This is a genomic window from Paenibacillus sp. FSL L8-0340, from assembly GCF_038593145.1.
Taxonomy (GTDB): domain Bacteria; phylum Bacillota; class Bacilli; order Paenibacillales; family Paenibacillaceae; genus Paenibacillus_AQ.
Window position 1 is genome coordinate 304,283 of record NZ_CP151967.1, and the last position, 16,289, is coordinate 320,571.

General features: G+C 53.9%; 11 protein-coding genes. 7 read left to right on the forward strand and 4 right to left on the reverse strand.

The features are described 5' to 3' along the window. Positions 1-513: 513 nt before the first annotated feature. Positions 514-1,782 (reverse strand): GTPase HflX, encoded by a 1,269-nt coding sequence (gene hflX / locus NST07_RS01415; RefSeq protein ID WP_341089254.1) that lies wholly within the window; start codon positions 1,780-1,782, stop codon positions 514-516. Positions 1,783-2,487: 705 nt separating this feature from the next. On the opposite strand from hflX, the gene NST07_RS01420 reads away from it, so the two are divergent. Continuing rightward, the gene (locus NST07_RS01420; RefSeq protein WP_342480948.1) at positions 2,488-3,282 is read left to right on the forward strand and encodes a hypothetical protein; all 795 of its coding nucleotides are present in this window, start codon (positions 2,488-2,490) and stop codon (positions 3,280-3,282) included. A 149-nt stretch (positions 3,283-3,431) separates the two neighbouring features. On the opposite strand, the gene NST07_RS01425 is transcribed toward NST07_RS01420, so the two are convergent. After that, complete coding sequence (locus NST07_RS01425) at positions 3,432-6,470, reverse strand: DEAD/DEAH box helicase (protein ID WP_342480949.1); 3,039 nt, start codon at positions 6,468-6,470, stop codon at positions 3,432-3,434. Continuing rightward, complete coding sequence (locus NST07_RS01430; RefSeq protein WP_341377054.1) at positions 6,467-8,101, reverse strand: SWIM zinc finger family protein; 1,635 nt, start codon at positions 8,099-8,101, stop codon at positions 6,467-6,469. Before NST07_RS01430 ends, NST07_RS01425 begins: the two co-directional genes overlap by 4 nt. Before the next feature lie 181 nt (positions 8,102-8,282). Between NST07_RS01430 and NST07_RS01435 the strand changes: the two genes are divergently transcribed. The 6 genes from NST07_RS01435 (at position 8,283) to NST07_RS01460 (ending at position 15,481) form a co-directional block, all read left to right on the forward strand. After that, the gene (locus tag NST07_RS01435; RefSeq protein ID WP_341377055.1) at positions 8,283-10,601 is read left to right on the forward strand and encodes a helix-turn-helix domain-containing protein; all 2,319 of its coding nucleotides are present in this window, start codon (positions 8,283-8,285) and stop codon (positions 10,599-10,601) included. Between the two features lie 255 nt (positions 10,602-10,856). Further along, positions 10,857-11,789 (forward strand): tripartite tricarboxylate transporter substrate binding protein, encoded by a 933-nt coding sequence (locus NST07_RS01440; RefSeq protein ID WP_231578447.1) that lies wholly within the window; start codon positions 10,857-10,859, stop codon positions 11,787-11,789. 163 nt (positions 11,790-11,952) lie between these two features. Continuing rightward, the gene (kdgT, locus tag NST07_RS01445) at positions 11,953-12,957 is read left to right on the forward strand and encodes a 2-keto-3-deoxygluconate transporter (RefSeq protein WP_076113900.1); all 1,005 of its coding nucleotides are present in this window, start codon (positions 11,953-11,955) and stop codon (positions 12,955-12,957) included. A 506-nt stretch (positions 12,958-13,463) separates the two neighbouring features. Next, positions 13,464-14,057, forward strand: coding sequence for an Ada metal-binding domain-containing protein (locus tag NST07_RS01450; RefSeq protein ID WP_341089261.1), 594 nt, complete (start codon positions 13,464-13,466; stop codon positions 14,055-14,057). Next, positions 14,032-14,598: a methylated-DNA--[protein]-cysteine S-methyltransferase gene (locus NST07_RS01455; protein WP_341089262.1), complete on the forward strand. Its 567-nt coding sequence runs from the start codon at positions 14,032-14,034 to the stop codon at positions 14,596-14,598. The genes NST07_RS01450 and NST07_RS01455 overlap by 26 nt, the downstream gene beginning before the upstream one ends. Further along, a complete protein-coding gene (locus NST07_RS01460) occupies positions 14,579-15,481 on the forward strand; it encodes a DNA-3-methyladenine glycosylase 2 (protein WP_341377056.1) in 903 nt (300 codons plus the stop codon). The genes NST07_RS01455 and NST07_RS01460 overlap by 20 nt, the downstream gene beginning before the upstream one ends. Before the next feature lie 655 nt (positions 15,482-16,136). Here NST07_RS01460 and NST07_RS01465 read toward each other — a convergent pair. After that, positions 16,137-16,286: a hypothetical protein gene (locus NST07_RS01465; RefSeq protein WP_341089265.1), complete on the reverse strand. Its 150-nt coding sequence runs from the start codon at positions 16,284-16,286 to the stop codon at positions 16,137-16,139. Positions 16,287-16,289 lie beyond the last annotated feature (3 nt).

Sequence of the window (16,289 nt, forward strand, 5' to 3'; positions counted from 1 at the left end):
AAAAATGCCCGCTATATTTGTGCAGACAGCCCTTTTGAGGGATATACAGGGAATACATGGCGTTAATATGGACTTATTCTTCAATAAAGCCTTTTTATAAAATATTAGCGGGCAGAATTTCCGTTAGGTGTTCGATTGTCGGAGTAATCTCTATATAGCGGCAGTAAATCCCGTTAATGAATCCGTGAGCTGCTAGGAAGCAAGGAAGCACGGAAGCAGGAAGCAGGAAGCACGGAAGCAGGAAGCAGGAAGCACGGAAGCAGGAAGCAGGAAGCACGGAAGCAGGAAGCAGGAAGCAAGGAAGCACGGAAGCAGGAAGCAAGGAAGCAAGGAAGCACGGAAGCAAGGTAGCGAAGTGGCAACGTCTTACGAATCACAAGGGTGAAATTTGATCAGGGACACCGAATATATAATATAAAATGGTCTCCTCCATAGCTGTATTTAGTTAAACCACAAAGGAGCTTGCCCCTGGTCACCGGACCTGAGGCAAGCTCCTATTCTGTCTGCACCTTGTTATTGCGGAAGCTCGATGAAATCCCCGCGGAATCTTTCATAGTCGGCCGTCCTGCACTCCAGCTGAAGTTTTGTGCCTTGCTCTTCATAGCTGATCTTCTGAATATGGGCATGCTCATTGAAGTACGAGACGACGCTGCCGCGATCGAACGGAACCAGAATTTCACACTGGATATAGTCATTGAAGACATGCCCCCGGATCAGCCCGGTAAGCTCGGCGATTCCGCTGTTCTGCTTAGCCGAAAGAATAACAGAATCCTCATGGACAACAGGATAGGGCTGGTCCGTCAAATCCGCCTTATTGTAGGCATAGATTGTCGGAATGCCGTCTGCGCCCAGCGCCTTCAGAGTCTCAGCGGTTACCGCCATATGCTGCTTATGCTGCGGATCGGAAATATCGACGACATGAATCAGCAGGTCGGCCTCGGTCACTTCCTCCAGCGTGGAGCGAAACGCCTTGACCAGATGATGGGGCAGCTGGCTGACGAAGCCTACAGTGTCCGTAAGCAGGAACGTTTTCTGATCGGGCAGCTTAATGCTGCGGACCGAAGTCTCCAGCGTGGCAAACAGCATATCCTTGGCAAATACCTGCTTGCCTGAACCCGGATGATACGTCTCTACTATGACATTCATCAGGCTCGATTTGCCGGTGTTGGTGTAACCGACAAGACAAATCACCGGGACTTCATTCTTGTGCCGCTGCTTCCGCTGAATCTGGCGCCTGGATACCTGGGTCTGCAGCTCCGTCTGCAGTGCTGAGATGCGTTCCTCAATTCTTCTGCGGTCCAGCTCCAGCTTGGTTTCACCGGCCCCCCGGTTCTTCAGGCCCGCCCCGCCGCCTTGTCGGCCGAGGGACTCGCGCATTCCGGTCAGACGGGGAAGCATATACTGCAGCTGGGCAACTTCAACCTGCAGCTGAGCCTCCTTGGTTTTGGCCCGTTCAGCGAAGATATTTAGAATTAGAATCGTGCGGTCAATCACCTGGCGGTCCAGCGACGATTCCAGATTACGGATCTGCGAAGGAGTCAATTCATCATTGAAGATAACAAGGGTATCTTTGTCCTCCAGCATAAGGGACAATTCCTGAATCTTCCCTGTGCCAATATAGTGGGAGGGGTTGATCCGGCTGGCTTTCTGGCTGAGTTCCCCGATCACCTTGATGTTGCAGGCGGCTGCCAAATTGCGCAGCTCCTCCATGGCATAGGCGAAATTAGTTTCATTCTGCAGTTGAACCCCGACGATTACTGCGTGTTGTGGTGTGGATTCCATATATTTATCAACCTCCTAAAAGTTTTGTGAGCATAACCTCATTGAATAAGCTTCGTGCAAAACTGGCTTCGAAAGCATACACCTAGTTTTGTGAGCATAACCTCACTGAATAGACTCCGTGCAAAATTGGCTTCGAAAGCATAAAAAAACACAGGCAATCAGCGGCCTGTGCTTAATATCGTAGAGGAAACAGAATAGGACTGGGAGAGCATCACTAAAGGATGCAATGATTCTTCCAGCTGGGCATAACCATAGAAGGTAAAAGGAAAGAACCGGCATCAGCAACGGGGAATAGCTGCCTATTCCACCGCTGGTGCATGCGGTAATTCCTTGTCTATGGCTGTGCGAATTTCTAAAGGCGAATGCGGCGGAGCATTATCGGTCCGCTGGTTAATCTGTGGGTTGCCTTTAAAAATGGATAGACCTATCCTGAGTCCTCTGCACAAGGCAGAGCTTTAGCGCTATTAAAAGCTGATTAGCCGCGTAAAGTACGAATCCGGATATAATCTATCACATTCATTTGCAACCCTCCGTTCCTAAAAGTTGTGTTCATTTTAGCACATCAGTCATTTTATGGCAATCCTGTTCCTTTGCAAGCACCTTCTGGAATTCGCGGCTTTTTGGCCATTTGCCATTTAACCAGAAACTTCCTACCTTGTTTGCATACAATATACTAATTGTCTTAATAGGAAGGAGGGATGAGCCATGCCAGTTCTAACTACAAATACGATCACCAGGAATCCTACCGGCGGATTAGGACCGATCAGCCAGGCTGTTGTAAAAATTGTAAATAGCGGAACAGCCAAAGCAGTGGTCTATATAACGGGCCTCAACAATGATGTAAGTCCGGCAACCCTCTTTGCCCAGGAATTGTTTGAAGTGAGCTTCAGGGAAGTGGTGAGCAAAACCTATAATATCACCGAAAACTTTTTTCAATTTAATGTACTCTATTCTCAGGAAAAGCTGGGTGTTCAGATTTTTCTTGTGGATAGTGGAGGGAAGTGGTTTCCGGTCAGCCTGATGCAGCTTGCGGTCAGCCGGATTACGTCGGAGTTTCGCGATAACATCGCCGTAACCAGTACTGATTTCGCTGCAATCAGCTTCCGCAGAAATGGGGCGCTGACGATTCCGGAAGGGGTAGCCGCCGAGATCCGGCCTGACGGTGTGGAAATTCTGGCGTCAACGCCCATCCGCTACAAAATCGTGGCCGGCGGTACCGTTAACGGCAGCTTTGTTAATTTTCCGACACCCACTACCGCTATTTCCGTGAATGACACGGCGCTGCAGGTGAATTATACCTGCTCGACGGTTACGGGCGGCAGAGTCATTACGCAGGGCCTGGGCTCCGGGATTTCCGGTGCTTATCAGGATGTGGTGGTCAATCTTCTGAATCAGCAGCTTGTATATGACCTTCAGGAGGAACCGGTAACGCTTGTGGTCAGCTCGCTCGCCGGGGAGGATAATCTGGCAGCCACCTTTAGAATGGCGGAGCAATGGTAGGGTTAGCTTCGCGGAACAGCAATCTTACTCTATAATGCGGGCATACAAAAAGAACACCGGCGCATGCAGCATGCAGCAGATGTTCTTTTTTGCACTTTATAGGTGATGCCTGCTGCTTCAAGAGCTTGAAGGAAAAAGGAGGGGCCGGGTCAGCCAACCCACTCCTGCCGCAGCGTGAACAGATCTTTCAGCGCATCTGTAGACAGCTCGGTAATCCAGCCCTCGGAGCCGGAGATCACATCATCGCTGAGCTGCTGCTTGCTCTCCAGCATCTCATCAATACGCTCCTCCAGCGTGCCGAGTGAAATGAATTTATGCACCTGCACATCCTTGGTCTGGCCCATGCGGTAGGCACGGTCGGTGGCTTGGTTCTCCACAGCCGGATTCCACCAGCGGTCAAAGTGGAACACATGATTGGCCGCCGTCAGATTGAGGCCGACGCCCCCCGCCTTGAGGGAAAGAATAAAGACGTTTGGCTGATCGGACTGGCGTTCGCCTATCGCCAGCAGGTCCCCGCCTTCCTGCGGCGGTGTCTGGAATTGTTCGATCATCCGGTCGCGTGCCGTTTTGGACGTGCTGCCGTTCAAGTAAAGGACCGGCTCCTGCAGCTCCTGCCGAAGCACAGCCTGCAGCATTTTGCCCATGCCGACATATTGGGTGAAGATCAGGCAGCGTTCGTTCTCTTCACGCAGCTCCCGCACCATCGCCAGCAGCCGTTCAAGCTTCGAGGAACGCTCGATCAGGGACGTGGTATCGAGCCCACCCTCGCCATCCGGATCAGGCAGCGCCTCCTTCGTCAGCAGCATCGGATGGTCGCAGAGCTGCTTAAGGCTGGTCAGCGCAGCAAGAATCGCCCCTTTGCGCTCAATGCCCTCCAGCTGCTTCATCCGTTCCAGCAGCCCGGTTACGTTCTGGTCATAGAGGGCGGCCTGCTCAGCCGTGAGATGAACATAGGTTTTCATCTCGTTTTTGTCGGGCAGATCCAGCTGGATGGCCGGGTCTTTCTTCTTGCGGCGCAGCATGAACGGCTTTACAAGCTTCTGCAGATCCGCCGTGCGCTCCGCATTGCGTTCCTTCTCAATCGCATTAGCGAACCGGTCCTGGAATGCTTTGGGACTGCCGAGATAGCCGGGTGTGATGAAATCGTAAATCGACCACAATTCGGACAGCTTGTTCTCGATCGGTGTTCCGGTCAGGGCAATCCGGTGCAGGGCAGGGAAGCTGCGCACCGCCGCAGATTGCTTGGTTCCGGCATTCTTAATATTCTGCGCCTCATCCAGGCAAACCGTAGCCCAAGTGAACTGCTTCAGCAGTTCCTGGTCGAGCGCGGCCGTGGCGTAGGAGGTGAGGACCACGTCGGCCTGGGAAGCGGCGCCGTAGAAGTAACCGGCATCGAGGCGCCTGCTTCCGTAGTGGAGCATGATGTTCAGGGACGGAGCGAACCGCTGGAGCTCTTTCTGCCAGTTGCCGAGCACCGAAGTCGGACAGATAATCAGCGACGGCCAGTCCGGCGGGTCGGTCTGCCGCCCGGGCCCCGTTGCTGATGGGCCGGCTTCGCTCTGCTGTTCCTTCAAGTGGAGCAGGTAGGAGATCAGCTGCACAGTTTTGCCGAGGCCCATGTCATCGGCCAGGCAGGCGCCGAGTCCGAAGCGGCGCAGAAATACAAGCCAGGCGTACCCTTCATGCTGGTAGCTTCTCAGCTCGGCATGCAGGCCAGCCGGCACCTCGGGCTTCGGCCAATCCGAGCGGTGGCCGAGCTGGCCGATCAGCCGGACCAGATGCTCGTTCAGCTCGACCTCCAGCCGGAAGCGGGCGGCATTCTCTTCGGCCTGCTCCGCCTCGGCCGCCTCGTTGTCCTGCTCTTCGCCGCCGCCCAGCAGGTGCAGCTGGAGCACATCCTGAAAGGACAAGCCCTGGGACTTGTCCATCCCGGCCATGGCCCGCTGGATCTGGGCCAGCAGAGCCGGGTCAAGCGGAATCCACTTGCCCCTGAACTGCACGAGCCGCTCGCCGCGTGCGACCAGATCGGCGAACTCCGCCTCGGAGAGTTCGGCGTCGCCGATGGAGATGCGCCAGTCGAAATCGACCAGCGCATTTAACCCGAACAGCGATTGGCCGCCGCTGTTGCCGCTGCCCTCGCCGGAGCTGATCTTGGCGCGCAGGCGGGGTTTCTTCCGGCTGGCGGCTTCCCACCACGCCGGAAGGAGGACCTGCCAGCCGGCTTCCAGCAGCAGCCGGCTGTCCACGGTCAGGAACCGCCAGGCGTCTCCGTCGCTGAGCGGTTCACCAAGCACATCGTCCCCGTGGCCGATGTGCTCCCCGGCCAGGCTTTCGCGCAGGCGCGAAAGCCACCCGGACGCGCGCTCGTGGACGTGGGGCGTCCACGCTGCCGGCCACAGGCCATGCGGCTCGCCGTCCCCGGTGAGCCGCAGCGGCACAAGCGCGGATGCATCGCGCTTGTCCTGCAGGAGCAGCTGGAGCCGCCAGTACGACTTCTCGTCGTCCGGCTCCAGCAATTGCAGGGCCGGCCGGAAAGGCGCCGTGTCCGCCTTCCAGCCGATGGACATCAGCCAGCTGTCATCGTCCATGCCGGCAGTTGCCGCGCCCGCGCTGCTGCTGAACAGCAGCGGGTATTCGCTGCGCAGGTCTGCGGCTTCGGCCTCGGTGCCGTAATACTGCCGGAACACCGCCGCCGAGAAGGCAGCGCGCATTCCGTCCGCAAGGTTCCGGCGCCCGGTAAGCCCGCGCAGGGCGGACTGTGCGCTCTCGTTGCCTTCCGTAACCAGCTCTAGCGCCTTGTCATCCCAGTCCCATTGCAGTTTGCCTTCGCGATAGGCGGACAGGCTCGGCGCATACTTCTTCTCCGCCAGCAGCCCGGCGATGGCGGGCGCCAGCCCGGTCAGCAGTTCGGCGTCACCCTGCCAGCTCCAGCCGACATGCCGCAGCAGCCTGCGCTCCGCAAAGAAGGGGATGACCTGCTCGGCGGGCAGAACCACAAGGTCAACCCCATCGGCGTTCTGGAGCGTTAACTCCGTTCCATAAAAAGACTCCTCATGCCAGGAGAACAGCTTCTGCTTAAGCTGAACACCGGGCATATAATCATCCCTGTCATCCACGCCGTAGATCAGAGCATCGCCATATTGGGTTAAGGCAAGCTGGACAGTAATATTTCGCATATATTTGCTCATGGGATCAGCTTTCCTTTCCGCAGCTCTTCCTGCAGTGCGCGCAGCCGGCTGTACCGGGAGGTGAAGGAATCCAGAAATTGTTCCCACCGCTCCTCGCGTTTCAGCTTTTTATAGAGCTTGGACAGGCGCTTTAACAGTTTTACAGCCGCTTTGTAGCCGTGCCGGTTCTTCTCCAGCACGAACCGTTCTGCCGCCTGATGATAGAACGGGAGCAGCAGCTCCGGCGCGTTTTTCTCGATCGGCTGGAGGTCGCTGACACGGAAATTGGCGGGTTCCTTGCCGGAGGAGAGCTGGTAATCCATCCATTCCTGCCAGCGCCCGTGGTCCAGCAGCATTTCTTCATAAATCTCCCGGGACAGCGGCAGCATGCCGATCAGCGTATCCCACATCCGGGGTTCGGTCTCCGGCATGCGGCGGACGGCTTCCTCCCAGTATCCGGCATAATTCTTCAGGTTATATAGGCGGCTGGTCAGCAGAGGGCCGATTTTGGCCAGCCACAGGGCAAGGCGGGACCAATGCCCGGCCTCCGCCAGGGGAGCCAGAAAACTCATCAGCTCGTCCGGGTACAGACCCGGGCGTTCGGAAGCTTTGTCAAGCAGCTCCCAGGCGCCTTTGTCATCGTTCAGATAGAAATACATCCGGCTCTCCGCCAACTGCTGCGAGTGGCGCGAGAGTGATATGCCGGCTTCCTCGCCGGCCTGGCGGAGCGCTTCCAGCTCTTCCAGGTACATAGCCGGGCCGCTTGCATTTGGTGCAATCCAGCCTCTCCAGATCAGATCGTAGCAGAGGGAGTAATAGGGCTGTTCCCGTGAACGGTCGCGCGGCTCACTCAGCATTTCCCGCCGCAGATAGGCCAGCGTTTCACTGACCCGCGGCCAGGCTTCCGGCTCTGCGCCGAGCGGCAGACTATTTTTCATGAGATCCGTTACCGCTTTTTGCAGCTCGGAGACAGCAACAGAGGTATAATAACCCAGAGAAGCACCTGCTCCCGGGACGTGAGGGCCTGCCGGTTTCAGTAAGCTTTCCAGCACAAAGAGATGGGCATGAAGCTTATATAACAGCCCGGAGGCCGGAGGGAGCGCTGGAGTGGCCCCGGAGATGGCCGCCAGCGCCCTGTCGGTATATTGGGAATTTCGCACGGTAGGCGCCAGCGGTGCGGTGAGCAGCGCTAAGTATTCACGCCACTGCTCCACATTTCCGGATGGAACCAGGGCAGCCAGCTCCTCCAGCTGCTTCTTGCGGCGGGCGGAGCCACCGGCAACGGGAGTCTCCTTGACCACAGGATTGCGGATCCATTGACTTGTCGTCTTGGCATTGGCCAGCATATGCACCAGCCGGCCCTGCTGCTCGGCATACTTCATTAATACAGCGGCCATATGTTTGCAGGAATGCTGTACCGGGCAGCTGCAACGGCTGGCGGACAGGGTATCCAGATCAATAGTTACGCTGTAGTCTTCCCCGCCTTCCACAAGTGCCAGAATGCTCCCGACTGAGATCATTTTGAACGCATGAACACGGTCCTGCTTATAATACTGAAATCCCCGCTTGAGGGTGATGTCACTGAATTGATAGGCTACGTCCGAAATAAGCTTGTCCCATTCCTGATCGGCCATGTAGAAATTTCGCTGCATCGCAATTGGTCTCCTGTAGCAAATTAGTCTTAACTCATTTTCTCATTATAACATTTGTGACGATCTTATCCTTAACTCCCTAAAATCTTAAAGAATATGACATGCTCCATATTGCCGTATAGGCGAACATGCTACTCTAAGGTCTGAACTAAGCGAACTGCGGAAGGATGAAGCTGCACCCATGCTGCGATTTAAATTAAAATACTTGCTGAACAATAAGCAGACCCGGCTAATTCTGATGCTGACATTCAGTGTATCTCTATTAATTACTCTAATTGGCCTTTTTTCCTATAGAGAGTACAGGAATGCGCTGGATACTGAGCTGAACACGCCAAATGTAGAGCTGCTGCAAATTAACATGGATGTGACTAACCGGGCATTCCGGGAATCTGATAATAAAGCGGTCGATCTGGCGTTTCATCCGGCCGTCCTTAAATATATGGATGCCGATCCGGCGGATAATGCGCTGGCGGCTGCAGAGCCGCAGAATTTCCTGAAGACGCTCGCTACGGAGCCGGATGTCCATGCCATCAGTGTAATCAAGTTCGGGGATCATTCCGTCGTCTCCAGCAATTACGGGTATAGAGCTCTTTGGGAAGAAGCACCGGAGCATGCCTGGAACTCATGGATTGATGAAATGAAACAGAAGCCGCTTCTGATCAAAAGAAGAGTATATACCGGCACGGATGCCCGGCTGACCGGCACGGAGCTGCTCTCTCTGGCCCGGCCGATTGTCCGGAACGGGGACGTCACTGGTGCGGTATTGATCGATCTGGACTATGACATGCTGTTCTCCAAGATGTATACCCATTTATCCAGCTATCAATTTGTATATAACCTGGAGGGAGAGCTGATTTACCCCAAGCTCAATCTGCCTTTCCCTCTGGCGGACATGAATAATGTGCTGTCGGACATTGATGTAAGTCCGTTTGCCCATGTGAAGCTTCAAGGAAAGGCTTATATGGCGAACCAGACGTTCTCGAATGTCACCGGCTGGCGGCTGATTTCCCTCGTTCCGATGGAGCAGCTACTGAAGAATGTGAAGACGGCGCGCAATATGATGCTGATGCTCTCGCTGATTTCGATCGCTGTTGGCTGCTCCGCGATTTATTATTACAGCTTTGCCGCCTTCCGGCCGCTGAAGCGGATCAATAAACTCCTGATGCCGGACCAGAAGCTGGCCGGGCATGGAAATCTTTATGATTTGGAGCCGGTCATCGGCAAATTGGTCGGTGATTTTCAGAGCAAGTCGCTGGTGGCCGAATGGAGCCTGCCGGAGCTAAGGTCCAAATTTGTTAGCGATCTGATTACCCGGAGCATCGGGACGCAGGAGACGTTAACGAAATGGGAGCACTACTTTGGAGGCTGGAAGGAAGGCCCCTTCGTAATTCTGACGATCTCTGTAGACCGCCATTCTCAGTGGACCTCCGCATATGTGGAAGAGGATCAGCTGCTGCTTAAATATGCGATGAACAATATTGTAGTTGAGTTCTTCGAGCCTGCCTGGCGGACGGTTACGGCCACTCCACGGAAGGACAACCTCGTGGTGCTGCTGCAGCCCAAAGACGATAACAGGGACCAGCTGCGCGAGGATGCCGGGAAGCTGATTGCCATCCTGACCGACGTTTTAAAAGTATCTGTATCCATAGGCATCGGCGAACCGGTCTCCGCGATTTCACAGGCAGCCCGGTCCTACTCGGAGTCCGAGCTGGCTTTATCTTATCGTCTATATGAAGGCTATGGCCATGTCCGTGAGTTTTCGGCGAATGAGAGTAAATATGAGGAAGGCGGGGCAGCGGCAGATGATGCCTGGAGGCTGGAGGTGCTGCATGCGCTGAGGTCTTTCGATGCTTCGACTGCCCTGCAATGGGTCCGTAAGTGGTCGGCTGATACCCGCAAGAAAGCCGTGCAGCCGCAAAAAGTTGTTCGTGTTGTAGACGATTTAATAGGAGAAATTCTAAATATGGCGACTTCCGGGGGGCATCCGCTACCTGCCGAGCTGGCGGATTATACGTGGCATCAGGTGATGACAATGGATTTGTCCGATATTGAGGAGATGCTCTGTAGTATTGTTATTCATATGTCAGGTATGCTTGAAGTGCACAGACAGTCGAAAGAATATCTGATGGTACAGGAACTGATCCGGTACATGGAATCTCATTTGCAGGATAACATCGGGCTGCAGGATATCGCTGCCCATGTCAAAATGGGCGTTTCCTCCGTAAGCACCATCTTCAAGGAAGAGACGGGTACGACACTATATGATTATTTGACCAACCTGAGAATAGATAAAGCCTGTGAACTGCTGCAAGGCAGCAGCCTGAAGATTGCCGAAATTGCTCTTCGGGTCGGATACCAGAATGAGAACAGCTTCATCCGTGCTTTCCGGAAGATCAAATCGGTTACACCGGGCAAGTTCCGTGAGAGCAGCAAATATCCCAATGAGTATGCAGATCGGCCAAAACCGCGCCATTCCGGCGTTTCTGACGATTCAGAATAAGATTATACGATTGATGGCAACCCCCCGTTTACGTTAAAGTTCTATTTGAGAAAACTTTCACAGATTCGTGAATGAGACTGTGATTGAAGAAATTGGGGGGGTGAAGCGGCGCACGTTTGGCAGTAGATCCATTGTGGCCAGCGGCTCAATTGTCATTATTAAGGAAGAGGGATGGTCTTGAAACGGACAACAAAAATAGGCATTTGGACGGCATCCGTCCTGGCGGTTTTGACGATGGTATGGGCAGGAAGCCGCATGATAACCAGCGATAACAGCCGGGAGAATGTAAGCGGTGATTTTCCGGTGAAACCGATTACCTTAATCGTGCCTTATGCAGCGGGCGGAGGGACGGATACCACAGCAAGAGCTTTAGCAAAAGCAACAGAGAAGGTACTGGGCCAGCCGATTATCGTGCTCAACCGGACAGGCGGCGGAGGTTCCGTCGGACTCATGGAGGGTGCCAATGCCAAGGGCGATGGGTATACGGTCACATTTCTTCCTGCCGAGCTCACCATCCTGCCGCATCTGGGATTGCTTCCGATTACCTATGAGAAGTTCAAACCGATCGCCCAAACGAATTTTGATCCTTCCGCCATAACCGTAAGAGCCGAAGCGCCGTGGCAAACCGTAAATGAGTTTCTCGACTTTGCGAAAGCGCATCCAGGTGAATTGAAAATGGGGAACGCAGGAACGGGGAGTATTTGGCATTTGGCTGCCGTAACATTGGAGCGGGAAACCGGTGTGAAGTTTGCACATATCCCTTTTGAAGGGGGAGGCCCTGCCGTCTCCGCCTTGATGGACGGTTTTGTCGATGCAGTGCCTGTAAGCCCTGCCGAAGTGAAAAAGTATGTGGATGAAGGGAAGCTGCGGACGCTGGCGGTCAACGCCGACAAGCGCTCGGAGGCAATGCCAGGCGTACCTACACTGGAGGAAGAGACGGGGATACATGTCAATTTCACAGGTACATGGAGGGGGCTTGCTGTACCGAAGGATACGCCGGACGCTATTGCCGAGCTGCTGGCCGGGGCCTTTATCAAAGGGACAGAGGACAGGGACTTCCGCGAGTATATGAAAATCAACGGATTAGGGCTGCTGGTCACGGACGGCAAAGCGTTCTCCAAGCAATTGAAGGAAAGCGACGATTTATTCTCCGGGATGATTCCGCAGCTAGGGCTAAGCCGTAAGTAACATGAAAGCGCCGTCAGGCAAATTTTCTCGGAATCTGCTGCTCACTGATGATTTACCTTTAGTGGACAGGTAAGGTCTTGGGGCTGATTTGCTGCGCCTTCTTCAGGTAAAATCATCAATTTATGCAAGAATTAAGAATCCGACATGAAAGGTCTGATAAGATATGAAAATTAAAAAAGCGCTGGACAAAATTCCCGGCGGTATGATGCTGGTACCTTTGTTCCTCGGGGCGATTATTCACACCGCATTCCCGAATGCTGGCGAATATTTTGGCGGCTTCACGAAAGGGCTGATGACGGGGACTGTACCGATTCTGGCGGTTTGGTTCTTCTGTATGGGGGCGGCTATAGATGTACGCGCTACGGGAAGTGTGCTGCGGAAATCAGGCACATTGGTACTGACCAAAATTGCCGTGGCCTGGGTAATAGCCCTGATCGCGATCCAGTTCCTGCCGGAGGGCGGCATTCAAAACGGCTTCTTCGCCGGATTGTCGGTGCTGGCTATTATCTCCGCAATGGATATGACCAACGGAGGATTGTACGCCTCCATTATGCAGCAATATGGCACCAAAGAAGAATCCGGCGCATTCGTGCTGATGTCACTGGAATCCGGCCCGCTGGTAACGATGCTTATCTTGGGCAGCACCGGGGTAGCTGTATTTGAACCGCATGTCTTTGTCGGTGCTGTACTTCCTTTCCTGATCGGTTTTGTTCTGGGTAACCTGGATCATGATCTCCGTACCTACTTTGGCAAAGCGACACAAACACTTATTCCGTTCTTCGGTTTCGCACTGGGCAGCTCCATCGACCTCGGCGTCATCGTAGATACCGGACTGCTCGGCATTCTGCTGGGTATCGTAGTCATCATTATTACAGGGATTCCGCTGATTCTGGCCGATAAGTTTATCGGCGGCGGCAACGGCACTGCCGGACTTGCGGCCTCCAGCACCGCCGGGGCAGCCGTAGCCAATCCGATGCTTGTGGCAAATATGAAGCCTGAGCTCCTGCCGGCTGCAGAATCAGCAACAGCACTTGTTGCGGCTTCCGTCATTGTCACCTCTATTCTCGTTCCGATCATTACCGCATACTATTCCGACTATATGCGGAAAAAGAATCCCCCGGCTGCCGATGGCCCTGTGGATCTAAAAACTCAGAAAGCTGCAATCTAATAACATCATATAACAACGGAATTTTTTTATATTTGATGATTACAAAAGCTAAGATTAGCTTCAAAAAGCTGGGATCTTCCGGGCGCCTAATGGGCGGTGCCGGAGGGTCCTTTTTTAGATTGCCGGTTTAGATGAGCCGGCATGTGGAAGCAGCCGGACTCCAGCGCTCCTATTTCGGAAAAATCAGTCTTAATTGGGGGCGAAACGGACCCCAGCGCCGCTATTTTCACAAAAACTGTCTAATTGCCGCAGGAAACAGGAAATAACGTCAATGCAGTCCCCTGAGCAAGAAAGTGGGCTTTTCTGCTATTTAGCGTCTCTCCAGTCCGGCAGCGTTGAAAGCTCCCTTCTGGCTGAAGCGGACCGCTGTAACGCATTTCGCGCAGCATGGTGACTGGTCAGAGTCCGTTGCATAGGTCTTCACTGTCGTAATCTTGCTCTCCTATTGCGATAGGCTGCATAAGGCCAAAGCAATCGTTTATACTGGCGGTATGAGGTGATTTCATATGGATCAGGCATTATTCGAACAGGTTTACGATTCGGTAGTCAAGCGGGAATCAACCTACGACGGAGTTTATTATACAGCAGTGTTGACTACACATATTGTCTGCCGCCCTTCCTGCCGGGCAAGAACACCAAAGGCGGGCAATGTGGTCTTTTACGGTTCTTTGCAGGAGGCGATAAGAGCAGGATTCCGCCCCTGCAAAAGATGCCGCCCCGAGGAAGGCGGCAGGCTAAGACCCGACGCGGTGCTTGCCGCGCAGGCAGATGCCGTTATGGCAGAACATTATGGAGAGAAGCTGACGCTGCAGTCACTGGCTGAACAGCTGAAAGTCAGCCCGTTTCACCTGCAAAGAACCTATAAGCGGGTAACCGGCCAGTCTCCTGCCGCGAGGCTGGACCAGCTGCGGCTGGAGAAAGCAAGCAGACTGCTCGCGGACACCGGGCTCGCCATTGCTGAGGTTGGCAAGGCGGTCAGCTTTCAGGGACCGTCCCATTTTACCGCATGGTTTGCGCGGAAGACCGGCCTTGCGCCGACAGAATACCGTACAGAGTTCAAAGGAGGAATCCAGCATGACCCAGATACTCAAGACCATTGAGATTTTCCATCATACCCTTAACGTCGGGAATAGAGACTGGACTTTGTGGGCCAGCAAGAAGGGCCTAATCCGCATATCTTATCAGGAGGATCAAGGTGTGCTTCCGGCATCGTGGCTGAAAACCTATGCACCGTCACCTCAGTTCAGCGAGGACGCTGGCATCTTCGATCAATTCGGGGCCACGCAGCTTCTGGAGAGGTATTTTAACGGAGAGCCTGTAAGCTTCAGCAGTATCCCTTTGGATCTCTGGGGCACCCCGTTTCAGCAGGAGGTCTGGATGGGGCTGGCCGGTATTCCGCATGGTGCAATAGTGACCTACAAGGAGCTTGCCGTAAGCATCGGAAGACCGCAGGCAGTCCGCGCGGTGGGTGCGGCTAACGGGCAAAATCCGCTGCCGGTCGTGCTGCCCTGCCACCGGGTCATTGGTACGAACGGCACACTAACCGGATACCGGGGCGGCCTCAAGCTGAAGCAGGAGCTGCTGAAATTGGAAGGCATTACGAATGTGGGGGCGGCGGGACATGAACGATTTGCTTTTTGAGCTGCCGCTGCCGGAGTTTTTTGACTTGTCCGCATGTCTGGAATACATGAACCGCTCTCCGCTGGAATGCCTGTTCCGTTCGGATGGGGAAGGGGTTACCCGGCTGTTCATGCTGGAAGGAACGCCGTCGCTGGTGAGGTTGACGGTCGCGGCTGGTACGCCGCGTCTGCAGGCCACGCTGCTGACCGGTGCTTTTCCCGGTCCGAACCCTCTGGCGGAACTGGCGCAGTATATCGTGGAATGGTTCGATCTGGACCGCGATCTTGCACCGTTCTACCGGCTGGCTGACGCAGACCCGCTCTTGCAGAAGCTCGCGGCGAGTGAACGGGGCTTGCGGATCATCGGCATCCCCGATCTGTTCGAGGCTTTATGCTGGGCTATTCTCGGCCAGCAGGTCAATCTGGCTTTTGCCTACAGGCTGAAGCAGCAACTCACCGCTGAATACGGGAAGTCGCTGGAATATGAAGGGCACACTTATTATCATTTTCCGGGGCCTGAGACGTTTCTACAGGTCTCGATGGAAGATCTCTGTAGTCTGCAGCTGACCCGCAGCAAAGCGCGGACCCTATTGGATGTGGCTGCACTGATCGCCGGAGGAGAATTGAGCCGTGAGGAGCTGCTGGCCCTGCCGTCCCCTGAAGCCGCCGAGCAGCGGCTGCTGAAGATCCGGGGAATCGGTCCGTGGACCTCGCAGTATGTGCGGATGCGTTGCCTGCGAGACGCCACTGCCTTCCCTGTAGGAGATGTCGGCCTGCAGAATGCGGTGAAATTCCTCACTGGAATGGATAGAAAGCCGACCCCGGCGGAACTGCTGGAACTGTCGGTACCCTGGCGCGGCTGGGAAGCCTATGCCACATTTTATTTGTGGCGGGCGTTATATTGACTATCCGCTGCCTGTGAACGAGTATTCTAATCGGTCAATAGTTTTGGATTGTTTTTGTATCACCTTGTTGTATAAAAACCGATATGCTAAGATACAATTAAAGAAGGAGCCGTGCGTCAACACGACTCCCACTCATGTATAATCCGCTATAAGAGCGGTTGGCTTACGGAGTTTGGTCAGTAGTAGACCGCTATCCTAGGACGGGGCGGTCTACTTTTTTTTGTGAAAAGACAGTATAAGCACAACCAGTGTCGCAAATGAAATCATCAGCGTCAGTGCTTGGTATACCTCCACAGGCATCACCTCCCTTCCGGGAGATTAGCCGACCGCCCTTATGCCATTGTACTGGAATATTATACCAAGCCATATGCGCACGTTCTAAATCAATCTGCAGGTAAATTAATTCGTCACCTGTATTTTCCAGATGCTATGTGTTCTTTTTTTTTTAACTGCTTCTTTTTCACTTTAATCCTCCATATTAGCTATTTACTATACAATGGTTTATTTATCGCTAAAGGTATAGTGTTTTATAATCCTCCAGCAGTTAACCATGCATCAATGGAAATAAGACCAGCTTTGATAGCCCCACACTTTTTAGAAGCTCATGAAAAAGCCCCTGCAGAGTTTGCAGAGGCTCGTCCGGCTATTGATTTATTTAATGGTCTACCCCGTGGCGCAGCGGTTCGAAGCCGCCGCTTGCAAACTTATCCGTGCCGGTGGATCCTGCGTCCGCGCTGACAACAGCAGCATTAACACTTACCAAAGCGACCACAATAAAGATGAGCGTAAACACTTTTTTCTTCATTTT